At 72.0% G+C, this 18,566-nt stretch carries 21 protein-coding genes; 9 read left to right on the top strand and 12 right to left on the bottom strand.

All coding sequences use genetic code 11. From position 1 onward, the window contains the following. Positions 1-63: 63 nt before the first annotated feature. From AIIKEEIJ_RS07605 to AIIKEEIJ_RS07590, 4 genes are read right to left on the bottom strand one after another with little or no spacing between them, the layout of a single operon-like run. Complete coding sequence (locus AIIKEEIJ_RS07605; protein ID WP_161995340.1) at positions 64-1,011, bottom strand: CopD family protein; 948 nt, start codon at positions 1,009-1,011, stop codon at positions 64-66. A gap of 16 nt (positions 1,012-1,027) precedes the next feature. Further along, positions 1,028-1,621, bottom strand: coding sequence for a copper resistance protein CopC (locus tag AIIKEEIJ_RS07600; RefSeq protein WP_238406243.1), 594 nt, complete (start codon positions 1,619-1,621; stop codon positions 1,028-1,030). Between the two features lie 31 nt (positions 1,622-1,652). Continuing rightward, a complete protein-coding gene (locus AIIKEEIJ_RS07595) occupies positions 1,653-2,138 on the bottom strand; it encodes a hypothetical protein (protein ID WP_029546928.1) in 486 nt (161 codons plus the stop codon). 7 nt (positions 2,139-2,145) lie between these two features. Further along, positions 2,146-2,820: a DUF6474 family protein gene (locus tag AIIKEEIJ_RS07590; RefSeq protein WP_006944681.1), complete on the bottom strand. Its 675-nt coding sequence runs from the start codon at positions 2,818-2,820 to the stop codon at positions 2,146-2,148. Positions 2,821-2,927: 107 nt separating this feature from the next. On the opposite strand from AIIKEEIJ_RS07590, the gene AIIKEEIJ_RS07585 reads away from it, so the two are divergent. Then, on the top strand, positions 2,928-4,520 hold the full coding sequence (locus AIIKEEIJ_RS07585; protein WP_161995339.1) for a TM0106 family RecB-like putative nuclease: 1,593 nt from the start codon (positions 2,928-2,930) through the stop codon (positions 4,518-4,520). A gap of 1 nt (position 4,521) precedes the next feature. Here the strand turns inward: AIIKEEIJ_RS07585 and AIIKEEIJ_RS07580 are convergent, their stop codons facing one another. Both AIIKEEIJ_RS07580 and AIIKEEIJ_RS07575 read right to left on the bottom strand, forming a co-directional pair. Beyond that, complete coding sequence (locus tag AIIKEEIJ_RS07580) at positions 4,522-5,337, bottom strand: alpha/beta hydrolase (protein ID WP_161995338.1); 816 nt, start codon at positions 5,335-5,337, stop codon at positions 4,522-4,524. Between the two features lie 70 nt (positions 5,338-5,407). Then, the gene (locus AIIKEEIJ_RS07575; protein WP_006944673.1) at positions 5,408-6,175 is read right to left on the bottom strand and encodes an SDR family NAD(P)-dependent oxidoreductase; all 768 of its coding nucleotides are present in this window, start codon (positions 6,173-6,175) and stop codon (positions 5,408-5,410) included. Between the two features lie 173 nt (positions 6,176-6,348). Between AIIKEEIJ_RS07575 and AIIKEEIJ_RS07570 the strand changes: the two genes are divergently transcribed. Together AIIKEEIJ_RS07570 and AIIKEEIJ_RS07565 are read left to right on the top strand one after the other, a co-directional pair. Continuing rightward, the gene (locus tag AIIKEEIJ_RS07570) at positions 6,349-7,482 is read left to right on the top strand and encodes a PucR family transcriptional regulator (protein ID WP_029546930.1); all 1,134 of its coding nucleotides are present in this window, start codon (positions 6,349-6,351) and stop codon (positions 7,480-7,482) included. Positions 7,483-7,591: 109 nt separating this feature from the next. Next, positions 7,592-8,374: a class II aldolase/adducin family protein gene (locus tag AIIKEEIJ_RS07565; RefSeq protein WP_043801402.1), complete on the top strand. Its 783-nt coding sequence runs from the start codon at positions 7,592-7,594 to the stop codon at positions 8,372-8,374. Positions 8,375-8,414: 40 nt separating this feature from the next. On the opposite strand, the gene AIIKEEIJ_RS07560 is transcribed toward AIIKEEIJ_RS07565, so the two are convergent. From AIIKEEIJ_RS07560 to AIIKEEIJ_RS07540, 5 genes are all read right to left on the bottom strand, one after another. Further along, a complete protein-coding gene (locus AIIKEEIJ_RS07560; RefSeq protein ID WP_006944667.1) occupies positions 8,415-9,641 on the bottom strand; it encodes an MFS transporter in 1,227 nt (408 codons plus the stop codon). Further along, entirely contained in the window at positions 9,638-10,057 is a 420-nt protein-coding gene (locus AIIKEEIJ_RS07555; RefSeq protein ID WP_029546932.1) for a MarR family winged helix-turn-helix transcriptional regulator, read from the bottom strand. Before AIIKEEIJ_RS07555 ends, AIIKEEIJ_RS07560 begins: the two co-directional genes overlap by 4 nt. Before the next feature lie 124 nt (positions 10,058-10,181). Further along, positions 10,182-10,889: a TMEM165/GDT1 family protein gene (locus tag AIIKEEIJ_RS07550; protein ID WP_161995337.1), complete on the bottom strand. Its 708-nt coding sequence runs from the start codon at positions 10,887-10,889 to the stop codon at positions 10,182-10,184. Between the two features lie 258 nt (positions 10,890-11,147). After that, positions 11,148-11,675 (bottom strand): hypothetical protein, encoded by a 528-nt coding sequence (locus AIIKEEIJ_RS07545; RefSeq protein WP_006944656.1) that lies wholly within the window; start codon positions 11,673-11,675, stop codon positions 11,148-11,150. A 181-nt stretch (positions 11,676-11,856) separates the two neighbouring features. Beyond that, positions 11,857-12,480 (bottom strand): superoxide dismutase, encoded by a 624-nt coding sequence (locus AIIKEEIJ_RS07540; RefSeq protein ID WP_006944654.1) that lies wholly within the window; start codon positions 12,478-12,480, stop codon positions 11,857-11,859. 285 nt (positions 12,481-12,765) lie between these two features. On the opposite strand from AIIKEEIJ_RS07540, the gene AIIKEEIJ_RS07535 reads away from it, so the two are divergent. The 3 genes from AIIKEEIJ_RS07535 to AIIKEEIJ_RS07525 all read left to right on the top strand — a co-directional run bounded on the left by AIIKEEIJ_RS07535 (position 12,766) and on the right by AIIKEEIJ_RS07525 (position 15,294). Then, entirely contained in the window at positions 12,766-13,869 is a 1,104-nt protein-coding gene (locus AIIKEEIJ_RS07535) for an acyltransferase family protein (RefSeq protein ID WP_006944652.1), read from the top strand. 9 nt (positions 13,870-13,878) lie between these two features. Beyond that, a complete protein-coding gene (gene msrA, locus AIIKEEIJ_RS07530; protein ID WP_161995336.1) occupies positions 13,879-14,547 on the top strand; it encodes a peptide-methionine (S)-S-oxide reductase MsrA in 669 nt (222 codons plus the stop codon). Between the two features lie 150 nt (positions 14,548-14,697). Further along, the gene (locus tag AIIKEEIJ_RS07525; protein WP_006944648.1) at positions 14,698-15,294 is read left to right on the top strand and encodes an Rv1733c family protein; all 597 of its coding nucleotides are present in this window, start codon (positions 14,698-14,700) and stop codon (positions 15,292-15,294) included. Positions 15,295-15,307: 13 nt separating this feature from the next. Here the strand turns inward: AIIKEEIJ_RS07525 and AIIKEEIJ_RS07520 are convergent, their stop codons facing one another. Next, positions 15,308-16,234 (bottom strand): LLM class F420-dependent oxidoreductase, encoded by a 927-nt coding sequence (locus AIIKEEIJ_RS07520; RefSeq protein WP_029546935.1) that lies wholly within the window; start codon positions 16,232-16,234, stop codon positions 15,308-15,310. Positions 16,235-16,604: 370 nt separating this feature from the next. Here AIIKEEIJ_RS07520 and AIIKEEIJ_RS07515 point away from each other — a divergent pair, with 370 nt between their 5' ends. Genes AIIKEEIJ_RS07515 through AIIKEEIJ_RS07505 form a run of 3 tightly spaced genes read left to right on the top strand, consistent with a single transcriptional unit; the run spans position 16,605 to position 18,534 of the window. Then, positions 16,605-16,742: a hypothetical protein gene (locus AIIKEEIJ_RS07515; protein WP_202916712.1), complete on the top strand. Its 138-nt coding sequence runs from the start codon at positions 16,605-16,607 to the stop codon at positions 16,740-16,742. Beyond that, complete coding sequence (locus AIIKEEIJ_RS07510) at positions 16,742-17,728, top strand: DUF4328 domain-containing protein (RefSeq protein ID WP_161995335.1); 987 nt, start codon at positions 16,742-16,744, stop codon at positions 17,726-17,728. Before AIIKEEIJ_RS07515 ends, AIIKEEIJ_RS07510 begins: the two co-directional genes overlap by 1 nt. Further along, on the top strand, positions 17,725-18,534 hold the full coding sequence (locus tag AIIKEEIJ_RS07505; RefSeq protein ID WP_161995334.1) for a glycerophosphodiester phosphodiesterase family protein: 810 nt from the start codon (positions 17,725-17,727) through the stop codon (positions 18,532-18,534). Before AIIKEEIJ_RS07510 ends, AIIKEEIJ_RS07505 begins: the two co-directional genes overlap by 4 nt. The last annotated feature ends 32 nt before the right edge of the window (positions 18,535-18,566 follow it).

Raw genomic sequence — 18,566 nt, 5'->3', positions numbered from 1 at the left:
ACACCTCCCATTGTGCGCGGTCACACTCCCGCAATCCAGACGCCGGGACGCCGCGGGGCCAGCTCAGGCGCTGGTGGCCAGCGCCGCAGCGAGCCCGAACGCGACGGACGTCGCGGCGACCTCGAGTACCGCGTTGCGCAGCGACGCCTCCGCGGTGACCCGGTGCGCGGCCGCGGCCGGCACCCACGTCCGCCGCCACCACCACGCCAGCGCCAGCAGTGCCGTCAGGGTCAGCGTCTTGGCCAGCACGATGCGGCCGTATCCGGTGTCGACGAGCGCCGGGACCGAGCCGAGCCGTACCGCCGCGTCGACGACGCCCGTCGCGGCGAGCACGGCGACGCATCGCACCGCGAGCACCGAGTACCGGGGGAGCAGCCGGGCCCACGCGCCGCGGGACCGGACGGTCAGGGCCAGCGCGACGAGCGTGCCGAACCACAGCGCCGCCGCCAGGGCGTGCGCCGCGTCGAGCAGCGATCCGAGGGCCTGCTGGGACATGTGGCCGGTGACCGGCCGGGCGATGAGCGCCAGCGCCGCGGCGACGAGGACCGGGACCGTGGGCCACGCCGCCGACCGGCGATACGCGAGGGCGGCGACGAGGGTGCACACCAGCACGCACAGCAGCGCGGCCACGCCGATCCGGCCGGCGCCCGCACTGCCGAGGTACTCCGCGAAGCGCGACACCCCGAGCCGCGACACGGGGACGTTCGTGGTGTCCGCGGCCTGCAGCACGAGCTGCACGACCTCCGTCAGCACCCAGAGCCCGCCGAGACCGGCGATCACACGCCAGACGTCGCCGGGGGCGACGGGGGGCCGCCGCTCGTCGCGCACCATGACACCGAGCGTGGCCAGGCCGAGCACCGTCGCGCCGACGCACAGCGACAGCGCCCGCACCCAGCTCGACGCGGCCGGGTTCGCCAGCAGCCATCCGGCGGCGACGCCCGCGGTGGCGCCGACGCCGGCGGTGAGCAGCCACGCCCGGTGCGCGGCGGTGCCGGTGCCGCTCGTCGTCAACGCCCCGCCACCGGCGTCAGGCCTTCTTCGGCTTGCGCAGCACGAACCACAGCACGCCGGCGAGGACGGCGACGCCCACGACGACGAAGACCCACACGGCCGGGCCGCTGTCCTCGTCGCTGTCCGCCGCGGCACCGGCGGCGGCCGCCGCGCCGGGTGCGCCCGGACCGTCCTGCGTGAGGGTGAAGACCTGGGTGCCGGTGACCGGATGGCCGTCCGCCGAGGTCACGCGGTAGGCGATGGTGTACTCGCCGGCCGGGCCGAGATCGCCGACGGCCACGGAGACCGTGGCGTCCTCGACGAGGGGATCACCCTTGGACCACAGGTTGCCGTCCGGGCCGACGACGGTCAGCGCGGCGAAGGACTCCTGCAGGGCCTCGTTGAAGGTCAGGCTCACGCGCTCGGGGCCCTGCGCGATCTGCTCGCCCGGCGCGGGTGTGCTGGCGATGACGACCGAGTGCGCGGCGGCCGGGCCGGCCGCGAACAGCAATGCCGCCGCGACCGCGCCGAGGAGCCCGGCGAGCCGGGCGAGGCCGAGGAGCCCGGCGAGCCGGGCGAGAACGAGTGGGGTCTGTCGCCGGCGTGCGGCGACGGTGTTCGGGATGTTCATGGGTTTCTCTCTCCGGTGGGGTGGGTCGCGGTCACGCCGCGACGGGCGGCCCCCGCCGGGAGATGCACGGTGCCGGCCGGGCCGACGCGACGGTCCGGCCCGCCACGACCGGCAGCACCGTCCGGGCTGCCTCGATGCGAGGGGGCGCCGCGGTCCATGCCGCCCGCACCGCCCGGGTCAGCGGCCCGTACAGGCGTTGCGCCGCCTCGAGCAGGGCCGCGCACGCAACGACCGCGACGGTGTGTGCGACGAGCATCGGCGCCGACGCGTGCAGGTGGCCGGTCGTGACCGCGGCCAGCACCAGGTGCGTCGCCCCCTGCCCGGCCGCGAGCAGCACCGCGGTGGGCACCGCGCGGAGGTGGGCGGCGACGAGCCCGACCCCGGCCGCGACGGCGAGCAACAACGCCACCGCCGCGTTGCCGGGCACGCCGCCGCCGGCGCCGCCGTGCGCGGCGACCGCCAGGGCGGCGGTCAGCGCTCCCGCGGCGGCGCCGCGCAGGGTCGAGCCGGGCGTCACGCTGGTGTCAGCGCACGCCGAGGCGGGCGAGCAGGTCGGCCTCGATGCCGTCCAGCTCCCGCGAGATGCCGGCGTGCGCGGCCTTGCGGCGCGGTGCCGGCATCTGCTCGGCGGCGTGCACCGCGGCCGTCAGGTCGGAGAGCCGGCCCCGGATGGCGTCGGCGAACTTCTGGGTCTCGGCGTCCTTGGGATGGCGCTCGAGGATCTCGCCGAGCGACTTCTCGGCCCCGGCGATGCGGGCGCTCAGGTGCGCGCCGTGACCGGTGTACTCGCCGAGCTGGTCGACGGCGACGCCCATGCGCTGGGCGCGCGCGGCGTCGAGCTGACCGCGCAGCGCGGTCACACCCTGGTACACCAGCGGCACGAGCACCGGCGCGAGCAGCCGCACGACGGCGAGGTAGCGCCGCACCTTCGCCGCGGTGAAGCCCTTCTGGGCGGCGGCCTTCTCCTGGGCCTTGAGCGTGGCGAGCTGCTGCTTCTCGACCCGGGTCTGCGATTCGATCAGCGCCTTGTCGGCCTTGAGCTGGGCCTTGGCCGCCTTGATCTCGGCCTTCGTCAGGCGGCTGTCGCGCTTGCGCTGATTCTTCGCGTTGAGTTTGGCCTCGAGCCTCGCCTTGTGCTTGAGAGCCTTCGCCTCCGCCTTGCGGGTGGCGCGGCGCTTCCGCCTCTTGAACAACGCCATCGAACAGGACCCTCCATTCGGTGTACGGCGCCCACGGCGCCACGGGTCAGCCTATCCGTGACGGGGGTTTCCGGTTGACCCTAGGTGGACGAATACTGTTCTTCACTGTGAACGTATCCAGCGAGAGACGGACCTTGCCGGTCCTGATCGAGGCGAGCGCGCTGACCCGCTGCCGGCACCGGGTCCATCTGGACGCGGCCTTTCCGGACGAGTTGGCCGCGGCCCCGGAGCACCCGGGAGCCAAGCAGCGGCAGGAGGCGGCGGCCACCCACCGCGAGGCCGTGCGGCAGCGGCTGTTCGACGCGAACCCCGGCGACTGGGCGCGGATCGACCCCGAGGGGCCGGCGTGGCGGCGCGCCGAAGCCACCCTCGACGCATGCCGTCGCGGCGCGAACCGGATCTGGGGCGCGGTTCTGCCGTCGGAGCCGGACTCGGGCCGGCGGGGCCGGGCCGAGATCCTGCTGCGCGACGTCGAACGCGGTGGCTACATCCCGGTGATCGTGGTCAATCACAAGGTCACCGACCCGGGCCGGGGCGCGACGACGTCGGGGCTGTTCGCGTGGGAGCCGGTGGTCGACGAGACCCGCAAGGTGCGCAGCCAGGTGCGCGACCAGATGCGGGTGGCCCACCTGTACCGGATGCTCGAGCGTCACGGTCTGGCCAGCCCGGCGCAGGTCGGCGGCGCCATCGGGTACGGCGGGGACTGCATCCTGGTGCACGACCTGAGTGCGGTCCTCGAGGACTACGACGCGCGGCTGGCCGACCGGCTCGCGATCGCCCGGGGCGAGACGCCGACGGAACCGTTGCAGATCGGGGAGTGCAAGACCTGCCCGTGGTGGCCGCGGTGCCGTGAGCAGCTGAGTGCGACGCACGACGTGTCGCTGGTGGCGCCGGGGCAGCGCGCGGCGGTGCTGCGCGAGCTGGGCGTGCACACGATCGACCAGCTGGCCCGCTGGGAGGGGGATCCGCCCGAGACCTGGCCGCAGGGCTCGTTCGAGGACACCGTCGTGGTGGCCAAGGCGTGGCTGGCGGGTGCGCCGCTGGTGCGGCGGCACGACCACGTGCACGTGCGGCGTGCGGACATCGAGATCGACATCGACATGGAGAGCTACCACGAGCACGGCGCGTACCTGTGGGGCACGCTGCTCAACGTCGGCGGGATCTCCGCGTACCGGGCGTTCGTCAGCTGGGATCCGGTGCCGACCGACGACGAGGCCCGCTCCTTCGCGGAGTTCTGGACGTGGCTGTCCGCGGAACGGGCCGCCGCCGCCGCGAGTGGGAAAACCTTTGCCGCCTATTGCTATTCGCGTACCGCGGAGGACAAGTGGCTGCTCGGCTCGGCCCGCCGGTTCGCCGGTTTCCCGGGGGTACCGAGCGAGGACGAGGTGCGCGAGTTCATCGACTCGCCGCAGTGGGTGGACATCTACCAAGTCGTCACCGATCAGTTCGTGTGCCCGAACGGCAAGGGACTCAAGAAGATCGCGCCGATCGCCGGGCACCGCTGGCGGGACGAGGAGGCCGGTGGGGAGGCGTCGATGAGCTGGTACCGCGAGGCCGTCGGCTACGACGGGGACCCCGACCCGCAGCAGCGACGTCGCCTGCTCGAGTACAACGAGGACGACGTGATCGCCACGAAGGTGCTCCGCGAGTGGATGAGCGAGCGTGCGGTGCACGAGATCCCGCACATCTCCGACCTGTAGATCACTCCTGCGGGGGCGTCACCGCCTCGGCGAGCCGGATCAGGGCGTCGACCACCGGTGGGCCGAACATCACGGGATCGTTGTGCTCGGCGCCCGGCAGGGCCACCTTCTCGACGAGCCGGCGGGCGGCGCCGGCGACGGCCTCGCTCTGCCCGGGCGGGACGATCGTGTCCGCGGTCCCGTAGACGACGGTGATCGGCACGTCGAGACGCGCGACGGTCTCGGCGACCGGGAAGCGGTCCCACATCAGCCCCGTGGGCAGCAGCGGGTAGTGGTGCCGGCCGACGGTGGGCAGATCGACGAACGGCGAGCGCAGCAGCATGCCCGCGGGCGGATGCTCGGCGGCGAGCCCCGTCGTGACCCCGGTGCCCAGGCTCTCCCCGAGGTAGAGCAGCCGGTCCGGTCGGACGTTCTCGTGCTCGAGGAGGTACTGCCGGGCGGCGCGCACGTCGCGGGCGAGGCCGTCCTCGCTCGGGCGGCCGGGGTTGCCGCCGTAGCCGCGGTAGTCGAAGAGCAGAGTGGCGAAGCCGGCCTCGGCGAGCGCCGACGCCAGCGGCGCGCGGTCGACGCGGTTGCCGCCGTTGCCCGAGGCGAGCAGCACCGTGAAGCCCCGCGCCGTGCCGCGGGGCGGGACGTACCAGGCGCCGAGTTCGAGCCCGTCGGAGGTGGTCAGCAGCACGTCGCGGGTGCCGGGCAGCAGCGACTGCGCCGGTGGCGGCGGGGACCTGTCGGGCAGGTAGATCAGCCGGCGCTGCCCGAACCACAGGGCCGACGCGAGCACCGCGACGACCGCGACCACGAGCCACACCAGGCGCATGGCACCAGTGTGCCGTGGTGTCCTATCGGATCCGGGCGGATCCGAAAGGACACCACGGCGGCGGAGCCGCCTATCGCGGCGCCATGCGCAGCGCGCCATCCATGCGGATGGTCTCGCCGTTGAGGTAGTCGTGCTCGGCGATCATCTGCACGAGCTGGGCGTACTCGGACGGCTGGGCGAGGCGGGACGGGAAGGGCACGCCCGCCTCGAGGCCCTTGCGGTATTCGTCGGTGACGCCGGCGAGCATCGGGGTGTCGACGATGCCGGGGGCGATGGTGTTGACCCGGATACCGTACTGGGCCAGGTCGCGGGCCGCGGGGACGGTCATGCCGTGGACGCCGCCCTTGGAGGCGGAGTAGGCGATCTGGCCGATCTGGCCCTCGAACGCGGCGACGGAGGCCGTGTTGATGATGACGCCGCGCTGGCCGTACTCGTCGACGGGCTCGGTCTTGGACATCGCGTCGGCGGCCAGGCGCAGCACGTTGAACGTGCCGAGCAGGTTCACGGTGATGACGGTGCGGAACAGCTCGAGGTCGTGCGGGCCGTTCTTCGACAGCACCCGGCCGGCCCAGCCGACGCCGGCGCAGTTGACGACGAGGCGCAGCGGCAGGCCCGAGGCGACGATCTGATCGACGGCGGCCTGCACGTCGTCGGCGCTGGTGACGTCGGTGGCGATGAGGGTGACGCCGGCGGGCGCCTTGTCGCCGACGCGCTCGATGGACTGCGCGAGGTCGAGGCCGAAGACGGTCGCGCCGGCGTCGGCGAGACGCTGGGCGGTGGCTGCGCCGAGACCGGAGGCCGCGCCGGTGACCAGTGCGGCGGTTCCCTGAATTTCCACTGCCGTGCTCCTTTCGTGGCGCCACCGTCCGGCGTGCGCCTTGTCGACGCTCGCACCTTAGCGCGCGTTAGCTCGTGCGGATCGGCAGCGGTGGTAGGGCCGTCCCGCGCCGGAGCTGTCGTGCGGCGACTAGCGTCGACCACGGTAACGCCCGGTAGCGGAGGAGGGGCACCGTGGAATCCGACAGTTCGATCGCCGGGTTGTGTGACGCGGTGATCGCCGACCTCGACGCGTTGTCGGCCGAGGCGGTCGACCGGATCCGCGAACGTCTGCCGACCTACCTGGTGGTGCCGCCGGACGAGCACCGCGAATCGACCCGGCAACAGTTCCTCGTCACCCTCCGGTTGCTCGCGGATCGTCCCGCAGACACGCACCCGGCAGGCCCCGAGTTCGAGCGTGCCCGGCAACTCGGCAGGCAACGGGCACTGCAGGGGTTGACCCTTGCGAATGTGATCGAGTCCTTCCACATCGGGTCGCGAGAACTGTGGCGCGCTCTCGTCGAGCACGCGCCGGAGCCCACCACGGAACTGCTGCACGCCGGGGGGCTGCTGTGGGACCTCGTCCATGCGGGGACGACCGCGGTGGCGATGGGACACGACGACGCCACCCGCACGGCGCAGGCGGTACGGGCCAATCGCCGCGCGCTGCTGTTCGAACTGCTCGAGCAGGGACACCCGACGGAGGAGGCCCGAACGCTGGCCGCTGCGCTGGGGCTGGACCCGGACGGGATGTTCCGAGCCGCATGCACGCCGTCCGAGGCGTGGTCCGATGTGCAGCTGCAGGGACTGCAGCACGCGCTGGACGACGGACCGGCGCCGGCGCTGTGCAGCCGACGCGGCACCACGGTCGTCACCGTCTTCCAGACGGTCGCGAGTTCGGTGGTCGTCGACGCGATCCGGCACGTGCGCCCCGACATGTCGGTGGGATTGGGGCTCGCCCGTCGGGGCCTGGAGGGGGCGACAACGAGCATCGGTGACGCCCGGCGCGCGCTCGCGCTGGTGCGGGGCCGGGCACAGACCGCCGACTTCGACGAGTGCTGGCTGCCGGCGATCCTCTTCGAACACCGGGAAGAGCTGGCGCCGATGTTGGCGAAGGGGGCGGAGATCGCGGCCCGGCACCCGCACCTGGCCGAAGCCGTCTCGGCGTTCGCCCAGAGCGGGTTCTCGGCCAGCGCGGCCGCCCGGAGACTGCACCTGCATCCCAATTCGCTCGCGTACCGGCTCGAACGCTGGCAGCAGTTGACCGGGTGGGATCTGCGCACGGTCGACGGGCTCGTCCGGTCGATGGTCGCGCCGGCGCTCTCGTGAAATTGCCGAACAGGATGCCCGAAGTTCGGCTCTGTTGCCGATGGTCACGGGCGAAGCGAAGGCCGAGTATGAACCGGGACACGAGATCGGCCCTCGGGAAGGAATGCTCATGACCGACGCAGCGCAGACAGGTCCGGGGATCGAGGTGCCACGGCCACCGACGTTCGGCTCGGTCGACGAGGAGCGCCTGCACCGCAAGCAGCGCCTGGCCGCAGCGTTCCGGCTGTTCAGTGCATGCGGCTTCGACGAAGGCGTCGCCGGCCACATCACAGCTCGCGATCCCGAGCATTCCGACCACTTCTGGGTCAACCCCTTCGGAGTGCACTTCAGCCTGATCCGGGCGAGCGATCTGATCCTGGTCAACCACGAGGGCGAGATCGTCGAGGGGAACCGGCCCGTCAATCGGGCGGCCTTCGCCATCCATTCCCAGGTCCATGCTGCGCGTCCGGACGCGGTGGCCGCCGCGCACGCGCACTCCCTCTACGGCAAATCGCTGTCGAGCCTGAAGATCGGACTCGAGCCGCTGACGCAGGACGCCTGTGCCTTCTACGACGATCACGCGGTGTTCGACGACTACACCGGTGTGGTGCTCGACGTCGAGGAGGGCCGACGTATCGCCACCGCCCTCGGTGACAACAAGGCCGTCGTGCTCGCCAATCACGGGCTGCTCACCGTGGGTCAGACGGTCGACTCGGCCGCGTGGTGGTTCATCACCATGGAACGGTCGTGCCAGGCCCAACTGATCGCCATGGCCGCCGGCACCCCCCGCCCCCTCGACGCCGCCACCGCGAAGTTGACGTACGACCAGGTCGGACTCGAGTACGCCGGATGGTTCCAGTTCCAGCCGCTGTATCAACGCATCGTCGCCGCCCAGCCCGATCTGCTCGACTGAAGCGGCCCTGGCGCGGCCGCCCGGCACCGGGCGGCCGGGGTCACGACTCCGGCCCGCCGTCGCGTCCGAGGCGCGTCGCGCCGACGCCCGCGGCGACGAGGCACGCGGCGGCGCCGAGCAGCAGTCCGGCCCGGCCGCCCCACTGTTCGCTGACCCACCCGGCGATCGGGCCGCCGATCGCGGTGGAGCCGAGGAAGGCCACCGCGAACAGCGCCATCACGCGCCCGCGCATGCCGGGGGCCGCGGCGAGCTGCAGGGAGCTGTTGGTGGTGGCGGTGAACGCGACGCTGAGGACGCCGACCAGCACCATCGCGGCGAGCATGAGCTCGAGCGTGGGCGCCACCGCGGCCGCGAGCAGCACCACGCCGAACACCGCGGAGGTGGCCACCACGGCGGTCGTGCCGGTGCGACCCCACGTGGCGACGGCGAGCCCGCCCACGACGGCGCCGGCGCCCATCGCGGCGGTGAGGAAGCCGTAGGTCTCGGCGCCGGCACCGAAGGTCTGCTGCGCGACCACGGGCAGCACCACCTGGAACTCGTACGCCAGGCAGCCCACCAGCGCCATCGTCAGCAGCGGCACCGCGAGTGCCGGGGTCTGCCGCACGTGCGCGAGCCCCTCGCGGAGCTGGCCGCGGGCGCGGGCGGCGGGTGGCGACGGGCGCAGCAGGGACAGGTCCAGGCTCGCCAGGGAGGCGACGACGGCGACGAAGCTGAGCGCGTTGAGCAGGAAGCACACGCCGAGACCGCCGACGGCGATGATCAGGCCCGCGACGGCCGGGCCGATCAGGCGCGCGACGGACGCCAGCACCGACTGCAGGCTCACGGCATTGCGCAGGTCCTCCGGTCCGACGAGTTCGAGCATGAACGACTGGCGGGCGGGGTTCTCGAAGCACTGGTTGAGTCCGAGCACCACGGCGAGGACGTACACGTGCCACAGCTGGACGGCACCGGTGACGGTGAGCAGGCCCAGGATCAGGGCCTGCACACCCATCGCGGACTGCAGGCCGATCATGAGCCGGCGCTTGTCGACGCGGTCGGCGACCACCCCGCCGTAGGGGCCGAGCAGCAGCATCGGCACGGTCTGCAGGGCCAGGACGAGGCCGATCGCGGTGCCGGAGCCGGTGAGCTCGAGCACCAGCCACGACTGGGCGACCGTCTGCATCCACGTGCCGATCAGGGAGACCGCCTGGCCGCTGATGTAGCGCCGGAAGTTGGCGCCGCGGAAGGCGGCGAAGGTCTGGCCGCGCAGGTCGGTGAGGACGGTCATCGGCGCTCCTCCGCGGAGCGACGGCACATCTGCTCGGCGAGCGCTTCGAGCGCCGGCAAGGCGTCGTGCAGGGCGTGGAGCCGCTCGGGGGACAGTTCCGCGAGGTGCTCGGTGAACACTGCGGTGCGCATGCGACGCAGGTCGGCGAACGTACGGGCACCGGCCTCGGTGATGTGGGCGCGGACGACGCGCTTGTCGTCCGGGTCCGGGGAACGGGTCAGGAGTCCGGCGTCCTCGAGCTTGCCGAGCATCCGCGAGAGCATGGTCGGATTGAGGCCCTCGATCTCGGCGAGCTCGCGCACGCCGACGGTCTCGCGCCGGGCGACGGTGGCGAGGATCGAGAACTGGGACCGGGTGAGTCCACCTGCGCCGGCGGTGCGGCGGTCGACGCGGCGCGCGATGCGGCCGAGCGCCACGCGCAGGCGGTTGACGTCTTCCTCGTCGAAGCGGTCGTGTGCGGTCGTGATGCCCACCTCCATTTACTTGCCTATCGGCAAGCATACTCCTGGGGAGGCGGACGCAGGGCACTCACGCGGTGCTCTACCGCTCGGCGGGTGCCTCGACGGCGACGGGGACCCGTGCGACCTCGGTCCGGCGGCGCAGCAGCGCCCGGCCGGTCACGACGGCGAGCGCGACGGCGAGGGTCACCCCGCCCGCGACCGGGCCGGCGGGCGTGCCGGGGGCCAGGCCTTCGCCGAGCATCCAGGCGCCGAACCCGAAGAACAGCGCCGCCGCCGCCAGCCGGATCGCGTTCTCGGGCAGGTGCTTGCCGAGGACGGCGCCGACGACGATGGCCAGCGCGTCGGCGGCGACCATGCCGATCGTCGAGCCGACCCACACGCCGGCCCAGTCGTTGTCCGCGGCCAGGGCGATGGTGGCGAGCATGGTCTTGTCGCCGAGTTCGGCGAGGAAGAAGGCCGACAGGACGGCGAGGAAGGCCGAACGGGTGACGCGGGCGGCCTTGCCCTGCTCGTCCTCGTCGAGGGAGTCGCCGCGCAGCGTCCACAGGCCGAAGAACAGGAAGGCCAGGCCGCCGACGATCGCCATTGCCGAGGTGGGGATCGCGAGGCCCAGGTAGTGGCCCACGGCGACGGAGACGAGGTGCACCGCGGTCGTGGCCGCGAGGATGCCGGACAGGACCACCCACCAGCGGTAGCGCAAGGCGAACGTCATCGCCATGAGCTGCGACTTGTCGCCGAGCTCGGCGACGAACACGACGGCGAAACTCAGGACCAGGGCGGACCACATACCGGGGGTTCCTCCTCCTCGCGTGTCGGTGTGGAGGAGGTGGGGACCTTCCTCCGGCCGGGCGACGCGGGTGCGTCGCGGCCGAAGGTCTCGCCCACCGGTGCGGAATCCGGTTCGCCGGGCCGGGCTGAACGCCAGTATGTCGACCGGGCGATTGTGGGCTACTCCCCTTCGCTTAGGCAACCATAACGTGGGCTGCACGAAAAGGCAAAGGCGGCAATAAGTTTGGAAACCCGAACTTCGAGGTGCGGGTTCCGGTCAGGCGGCGAGCAGCATGGCCAGAACCGCGGTGTCGGGATCGCTGTTGGGATCGACTCCGACCCGGCTGACCAGCGACGTCACCGTCCCGTCGGCCTCCGCCTCCACCCACGCGGCCCGGTGCTCGAGGCCCAGGTGCGGCAGCCCCGGCAGCAGCACGCACCCCGACGCCGCACCCGTGCACTCCGGCAGCGACGGCCGCGTCTCCGACGGCGGGTGCAGCATGATCAGGGCGGGCGGCTGGTGCGCCGCGAACCGGCCCGGTTCCACCGCCTCGTCGCCGATCACCGGACCCTCCGCGAGCACCAGGCCCACCGTGCCCGGCGCGGGGTCGTCGGGCAGTTCCTCCCGTACCCCGAACACCGTCGACGTGGTCAGCAGGCCGGGCAGCGACGCCACCCGCACCGTCACCGCGAGCAGCTGCGCCCATTCCCGCGTGCTCTCCGGCCACCGCCCCGAAACCACGAATCCCCGCAGGGATCCTCCGGTGTGGAAGGCGGCGAGGCCGATCTGTTCGTTCCCACTCATCCCGCTACCTCCTCGGTGTGACGACAGTCGATGACCGATACACGCCGTTGGGTAGGTGAAGAATGACCGTTTCGTCCGCTGGCACACAAGAGCCCCCGAGTGCCAGCCCCGTCGCGCGCCCCTCCGGAACCCGCGAAGGGGATGCCGGAATCCGGCATCCCCTTCGCGAAGTGCGACGCGACTAGACCAGCAGACCGGCGGTCTGGGTGCGGGCGCGGTCGAAGCGGGCCTGCACGTCCGCCCAGTTCACGATGTTCCAGAAGGCCTTGACGTAGTCGGCCTTGACGTTCTGGTACTGCAGGTAGAAGGCGTGCTCCCACATGTCGAGCATGAGCAGCGGGGTCAGGCCGATCGGGATGTTGCCCTGCTGGTCGTACAGCTGGACGATGATCAGCCGCTGGCCGATGGAGTCCCAGGCCAGGATGGACCAGCCGGAGCCCTGGATCGAGTTCGCGTTCGCCGAGAAGTGGTCGCGGAACGCGTCGAACGAACCGAACGCATCGTCGATCGCGGCACCGAGCTCGCCGTCCGGCTTGTCGCCACCCTCCGGCGACAGGTTCTTCCAGAAGACGGAGTGGTTGGTGTGGCCACCGAGGTGGAAGGCCAGGTCCTTCTCCAGCTTGGTGGCCTGCGCCGCCATCGTGCCGTTCTCCCGCGCCTCCGCCATCTTCTCGAGGGCGGTGTTGGCGCCGGCAACGTAGGTCGCGTGATGCTTGCTGTGGTGCAGCTCCATGATCTTCGCCGAGATGTGCGGCTCGAGCGCGGCGTAGTCGTAGGGCAGGTCCGGAAGCGTGTACTCAGCCACGAAGGATCCCTTCTCTTCGGGCCCGGCGGGGCCCGTGCGTGATTTTCAAGTACTTCTGGGTTTCCACCCAAACCCATAAGTACACCCTCTGCAATACCGCCCGCGCAGCCGGTTGTGCGGGGCGGCGGTGGCGGCGGAGGGCGTCGCGGCGGCGTCCGAAAAGGGACCGACGACCTACCTGCGGAAACGCCGGACAATTCGGCCGGCGGGTGAACGGGCCCTTAACATCGTCGGGTGTTTCGGCCCCTCGCGAGCGACGGGACGCACGACGCCCCGGCGCCACGTGTGGACCTGCCCGGTGTGAACCTGCTCCGCACCGTCGCCGTCCTGGCGGTGCTGTACTCGCACATCTCCTTCTATCTCATCGACGACCTCGGCACCGGCTGGTGGGTCATCGATGTCGTGTACCGGGTGCTCGTCGAGGGCGCCGGCCTCAATCAGCACCTGTCCTTCCTCGGGGTCGCGATGTTCATGACCCTGACCGGGCTGCTCATCACCCGCTCCGCGATCCGCGACGAACCGCGGCGCTTCCTCGTCGCCCGCAGCGCGCGGCTGCTGCCGGCGTTCTGGGTTGCGATCCTCGCCGCGATCCTGCTGGTGCGGCTCGGGATCAACGGGATGTTCAGCGGCCAGACCGGCGTCTCCGGCGTCGAGGCCGTGCTCAGCTTCTTCCTGGGCGGGTTCTTCCTGAAGCCCGAGGTCGCGGTCCTCGGGGTCACCTGGACCCTCGCCGTGCAGATCACGTTCTATCTGTACTGCGTCGCCGCCCGGCCGCTCCTGCGGACCCGGCCCATCGTGGTGCCCGTCCTCGGCGCCGTGGTGTGCATGCTGGTGCTGCTGTACAACCTGTACCTGCCCGAGCCGTACACGGTGCCGTTCCTGTCCAAGGTCGCGGCCACGATGCCGACCGTGTTCCTCGGCCAGATCGTGTACCTCGGCTGGGCGCGGCTGACGTCCCGGCGGTGGCTGATCGTCGCGCTGCTCGCCCAGGTCCAGGTGGTGCACCTGGCCACCGACTACCAGGTCTACTGGGCCGGCAGCCGCTACCTGTGGACCATCGTCGTGGTCACCGCGTGCGTGGTCCTGCTCTCCCGCATCGACGGCCGGTTCGCCCGCTCGCGGGTGCTGCACTGGACCGCCACCCGCAGCTACGCGATCTATCTGGTGCACACGCTGGTGCTCTACCGGGTGTACGAGAACACGGTCGCCCACCTCGGCCGCACCGGTGCCGTGCTCGCCTTCGTGGTGGTGTGCGCGGCCGTCGCCGAACTGCTCTACCGCGGCGTCGAGGTGCCGGCCGCCCGCTGGATCACCGCCCGGTGGTTGTCGCCACGCCCGTCGCCCCAGGTGGCGGCCGAGACGGAACCCGTGGAGAAGCCGCGCGCGTAGCATCGAGGCATGTCCTGGTTCGACGACATCCTCGCCCGTGCGGGTTCGAAGTCGGTGATGGTCACGCAGGAGCAGGCGCTGCCCGGCCGCGCCGAGCCGCTGCCCGTTCCCGACACCCATTACGTCAACGGGCACCGCATCATGCCGCCGTTTCCCGAAGGGATGCAGACCGCCGTTCTCGGCATGGGCTGTTTCTGGGGTGCGGAGAAGGAGTTCTGGGGGCTCGAGGGCGTGTACTCCACGGCCGCGGGATATGCCGGGGGATACACCCCGAATCCCACCTACGAGGAGGTGTGCTCGGGCCGGACCGGGCACACCGAGGTGGTGCTGGTCGTGTTCGATCCGAAGGTGATCTCCTACGAGGGCGTCCTCAAGCAGTTCTGGGACAACCACGACCCCACGCAGGGCATGCGGCAGGGCAACGACCACGGCACCCAGTACCGCTCGGCGATCTACACGTTCGACGAGGGGCAGATCGAGATCGCCGAGGCCACCGCCGAGAACTTCGGCGCCCGGCTCGCCGCGGCCGGCTACGGCGCCGTGACGACCGAGATCGCGCCGCTCACGCAGTTCTACTACGCCGAGGACTACCACCAGCAGTACCTGGCGAAGAACCCGAACGGCTACTGCCCCGTCCACGCCACCGGGGTGAGCTGCCCGGTCGGCCTCGGCGCCTGACGCCACGCCCCGCGCCGCGCTCGGTCCCGAACGGATCGGCATCGGCGACTTCCGGGTTGTGTGACGTTGGCCGGAACGCCTTGCCGTCGTTAGCTGTGCGTATCACTCTGGAAAGAGGGAGTTGTCACGGGGGAGAGGATCGAGGCCGAGATGATGCGGAACACGAGCGGATACCTGCGGGTCCTGCGGCGGGGGCTGCGCGGCCGCCACCCGCTGATCCGGCGCACCGACCGTGCCGAGGCGCGACTCGCCGTGGCGGTGCTGCTCCTGGTCCTGGCGACGATCCCCCTCGCCGGCTGGGTCGGCGCCCGCACCTGGGACACCCAGTCGGCCCTCGCCGTGCAGCAGACCGCCGAACGCACCCTCGTGACGGCGAAGACGCAGGCTGCGGCCGAGACCACGGACGCCACTGCCGGCGAGCTCACGATGGTGGCCTCCGCGTCCGCGCCCGCCACCTGGGCCTGGGGCGACGAGAAGCGCCGGGGTGACGTCACGGTGGACTACGGCACACCCGCCGGCGCCGACGTGCAGATCTGGGTCGATCCGAACGGCGAACAGGCGCTCGCGCCGCTGAGCGCGACGAGCGCGAAGATCTCCTCGGTCCTGGTCGGGCTTTCGCTCTGGTTCGCCGCGGCCCTGCTCGCCGCCGCGGTGTTCGGCTACGGCCGGTGGCGGCTGGATCGCACCCGCAACCGGGAATGGAGCCGCGAAATCGCGGCCTTCCTCGGTTCCACCAGCAGCCACTGACCGCGCCTCGTCGTCACACTTCCGGCATGACCTCCCGCGCCACCAGTTCGAGGTGGTCGAGGTCGGCCAGATCCAGCACCTGCAGGTAGATGCGCTGTGACCCGGCCTCGGCGTAACGGGCGATCTTGTCGACCACCTCGGCGGGCGTGCCGGCGAGACCGTTCTCCCGCAGCTCGTCCACCTCGCGCCCGATCCGGGCGGCGCGGCGGGCGATCTCCGCCTCGTCGCTACCGCAGCACAGCACGAGCGCGTTCGAGTACGTCAGCTCGGAAGGGTCGCGGCCGGCCGCGCGGCACGCGTCCTGCACGCGGGCGAACTGGGCCGCGGTGGCCTCCACCGACTGGAACGGGATGTTGAATTCGTCCGCGTACCGGGCCGCGAGGGCCGGAGTACGGCGCTTGCCCCCGCCGCCGATCACGATCGGCGGACCGGAGCGCTGGTGCGGCTTGGGCAGCGCCGGTGAATCGACGATGCGGTGGTGCGCACCCTCGTACGAGAAGGTCTCCCCGACCGGCGTCTGCCACAGCCCGGTGATCACGGCGAGCGACTCCTCGAACTTGTCGAAGCGCTCCTTCAGCGACGGGAAGGGGATGCCGTAGGCGAGGTGCTCCTCCTCGTACCAGCCTGCCCCGAGCCCGAAGTCGACCCGGCCGCCGCTCATGGCATCGACCTGGGCGACGGTGATCGCGAGGGGGCCGGGGTGGCGGAACGTCGCGGAGGTCACCAGGGTGCCCAGCCGGATCGTGGAGGTCTCCCGGGCCAGGCCGGCCAGCGTGATCCAGGCGTCCGTCGGGCCGGGCAGGCCGGCGGAGTTCATCGCGAGATAGTGGTCGGAACGGAAGAAGGCGCCGTAGCCGAGCCGCTCGGCCGTCTGCGCGACGGCGAGCAGGTCGTCGTAGGTGGCACCCTGCTGAGGTTCGGTGAAGATCCGTAGTTCCATGCCGTCGATCATTTCAGTTCGCCGGAGACCACGTCGGTCTGCGTCGAAGCGCGCACTCGCCGCCGACGGTGCGCCGGAAGCCGTGAACCGTGCGCGGTGGTGGTGCAGAAGATGCCTGTGGGGCAACGAATGACGCGAGCAGCCCGGCCGCTCACCGCCGAAATGTTCCCGGAGTGAGGCGATGTGCCGCTGTGGAAACTGAGCCCTCTGTGGATGAAGCTGTGGAAACTGTGGATAACTCCCGGGCGGAGGCGTTTTCACACGACCCCGCCGGGACGGGGCGAATCGGGCGGGCGGCCCTTCTCCATGGGGTGGGCGGGATCCCCGGTGGTCGCTGCATGCGCCGCAGCGGCGTGCCAGTATTGACGGTGTGAGCTTCCCCGACGTGCCCACCGTCACGGTCGCCGACGTGCCGCCGATCGGTCCCGAGGTCGTGCTGCTCGACGTGCGCGAGGCCGGCGAACGGGATCTCGGGCACGACGGCGACGCCTCGGCGAAGATCTGTTGATGGCCGCCTACCAGATCTGCGTCCGCTGCGGACACCGCTGGCCCGTGTCCTGGCAGCCCCGGCAGTGGTGCCCGGGCTGCCGCGGGCTGCTGCTGTCCCCCGACGACACCGCGGCCCCCGTTCCACCGGGGCGCCGCAACTTCCGCTGGGTGGCACGGCCGCCGCAGGCCCGCTCCGGCCAGGACGGTCCCCGGCCGCGACGGCGGCCGGCGGGCCCGGCTCCGCGCTACCACGAGGTGCCGCGCTGGGGCCTTGCCGATCCTCGCCCGGCCGGCGAGCCGTCGACCCCGTCGCGTGAGGAAACCCTCGCGGATCTCGCCCCGACCCTGCTCGCCGGAACCGCCGTCGTATTCGGCCTCGCCGCCGTCGCAGAGGCCGTCCGCTACGGGCTGCTGCTGTACAACCGCACGCGCCTCGTCGACCCGCTCGCTCTCGCGGCGTCCGACGCCCTGGTGTGGGCCACCCAGTTGTGCGGCCCTGCCGTCGCCCTCGCCGCCGGGGTCGCGGCGACGCTGCGGCTGATCCGCGTGCGGCGACGGATGTTCGCCGCCCGCGGTGCCGCCGACCCGCGCGGCCGGATCTCGCTGCTGCTCGGGTGCCTCGTGCCCGGCGTGAACCTCGCGATGCCCGGCGTCTTCCTCACCGAGATCACCGGTCCCGACGACCCGCGGCTACGGCGAGCCGTGCGCACGTGGTGGGTGCTGTGGGCGCTCGGCGGCGTGCTGTTCGTCGTCAACGTGCTGTGGCGGCAGAGGGACACCCTGCAGGCGCAGGCCGACGGGGTGCTGCTCGCCGCGGTGACCGCCGCCCTCGCCGCGGCCGTCGCCGTCGCGGCACTGCATGTGGTGCGGCTGTTCGACGACGAGGACCTGCGGGGCCGTCCCCGCCGCCTGCCCCGCCGCACCGTGGCGACCGGCCCCAAGTACGAACCCATCGCGCCGATCGAACCGGTCGGCGCGCGCACCGACGAGGCGGTGGCCTCGTGACGGCGGCCGGCGAACCCCGCGTCGTCGCGCACCGCGGGGCCTCCGCCGCCAGGGCCGAGCACACCCTCGCCGCCTACGAACTCGCGCTGCAGGAAGGCGCCGACGGCCTCGAATGCGACGTGCGGCTCACCCGCGACGGGCATCTCGTGTGCATCCACGACCGCACCGTCGACCGGACCTCCACCGGCAGCGGCCTGGTCAGCGAGATGACCCTCGCCCAGCTCGGGGAGCTCGACTACGGCACCCCCGGCGAGCCGGCGCGCCTGCTGACGCTGCGGCAGCTGATCGAGCTGACCCTCGACTGGACCAGCCGGCCCGTCAAGCTGTTCGTCGAGACCAAGCACCCCGTGCGCTACGGCGGGCTCGTCGAGGCCAAACTCCTCGCCGAGCTGGCCCGCTTCCGGCTCGCCACCCCCGCCTCCGCGGACTTCTCCCGCATCGTCGTGATGTCGTTCTCGGCCGCCGCGGTGTGGCGGGTGCGGCGGTCGGCGCCGCTGCTGCCGACGGTGCTCCTCGGCGACACCTCCCGCTATCTCGGGGGCAGCGCCGCCACCACCGTCGGGGCCACCGCGATCGGCCCCTCGATCCTCACGCTGCGCCAGCACCCCGAGCTCGTCGACAAGGCGGCTGCCGCGGGCCGCGCCACCTACTGCTGGACCGTCGACGATCCCGCCGACGTCGAACTGTGCCGCGACCTCGGCGTCGGCTGGGTGGCCACCAATCATCCGGGGCGCTGGCGCAGCGTGAGGATCGAGGGGCCGATCGCGGTGGCCCCGACGGTGGTGGCGGCGCTGCCCCCGAGATAGCGGGAGGTGTCGCCGAGGAGCACCGTCGGCAG

The organism is Rhodococcus sp. YH1 (genome assembly GCF_009939605.1).
Taxonomy (GTDB): domain Bacteria; phylum Actinomycetota; class Actinomycetes; order Mycobacteriales; family Mycobacteriaceae; genus Rhodococcus; species Rhodococcus aetherivorans.
Note: the sequence above shows the minus strand (reverse complement) of the source record. Positions and strands in the feature narration are given on the sequence as shown.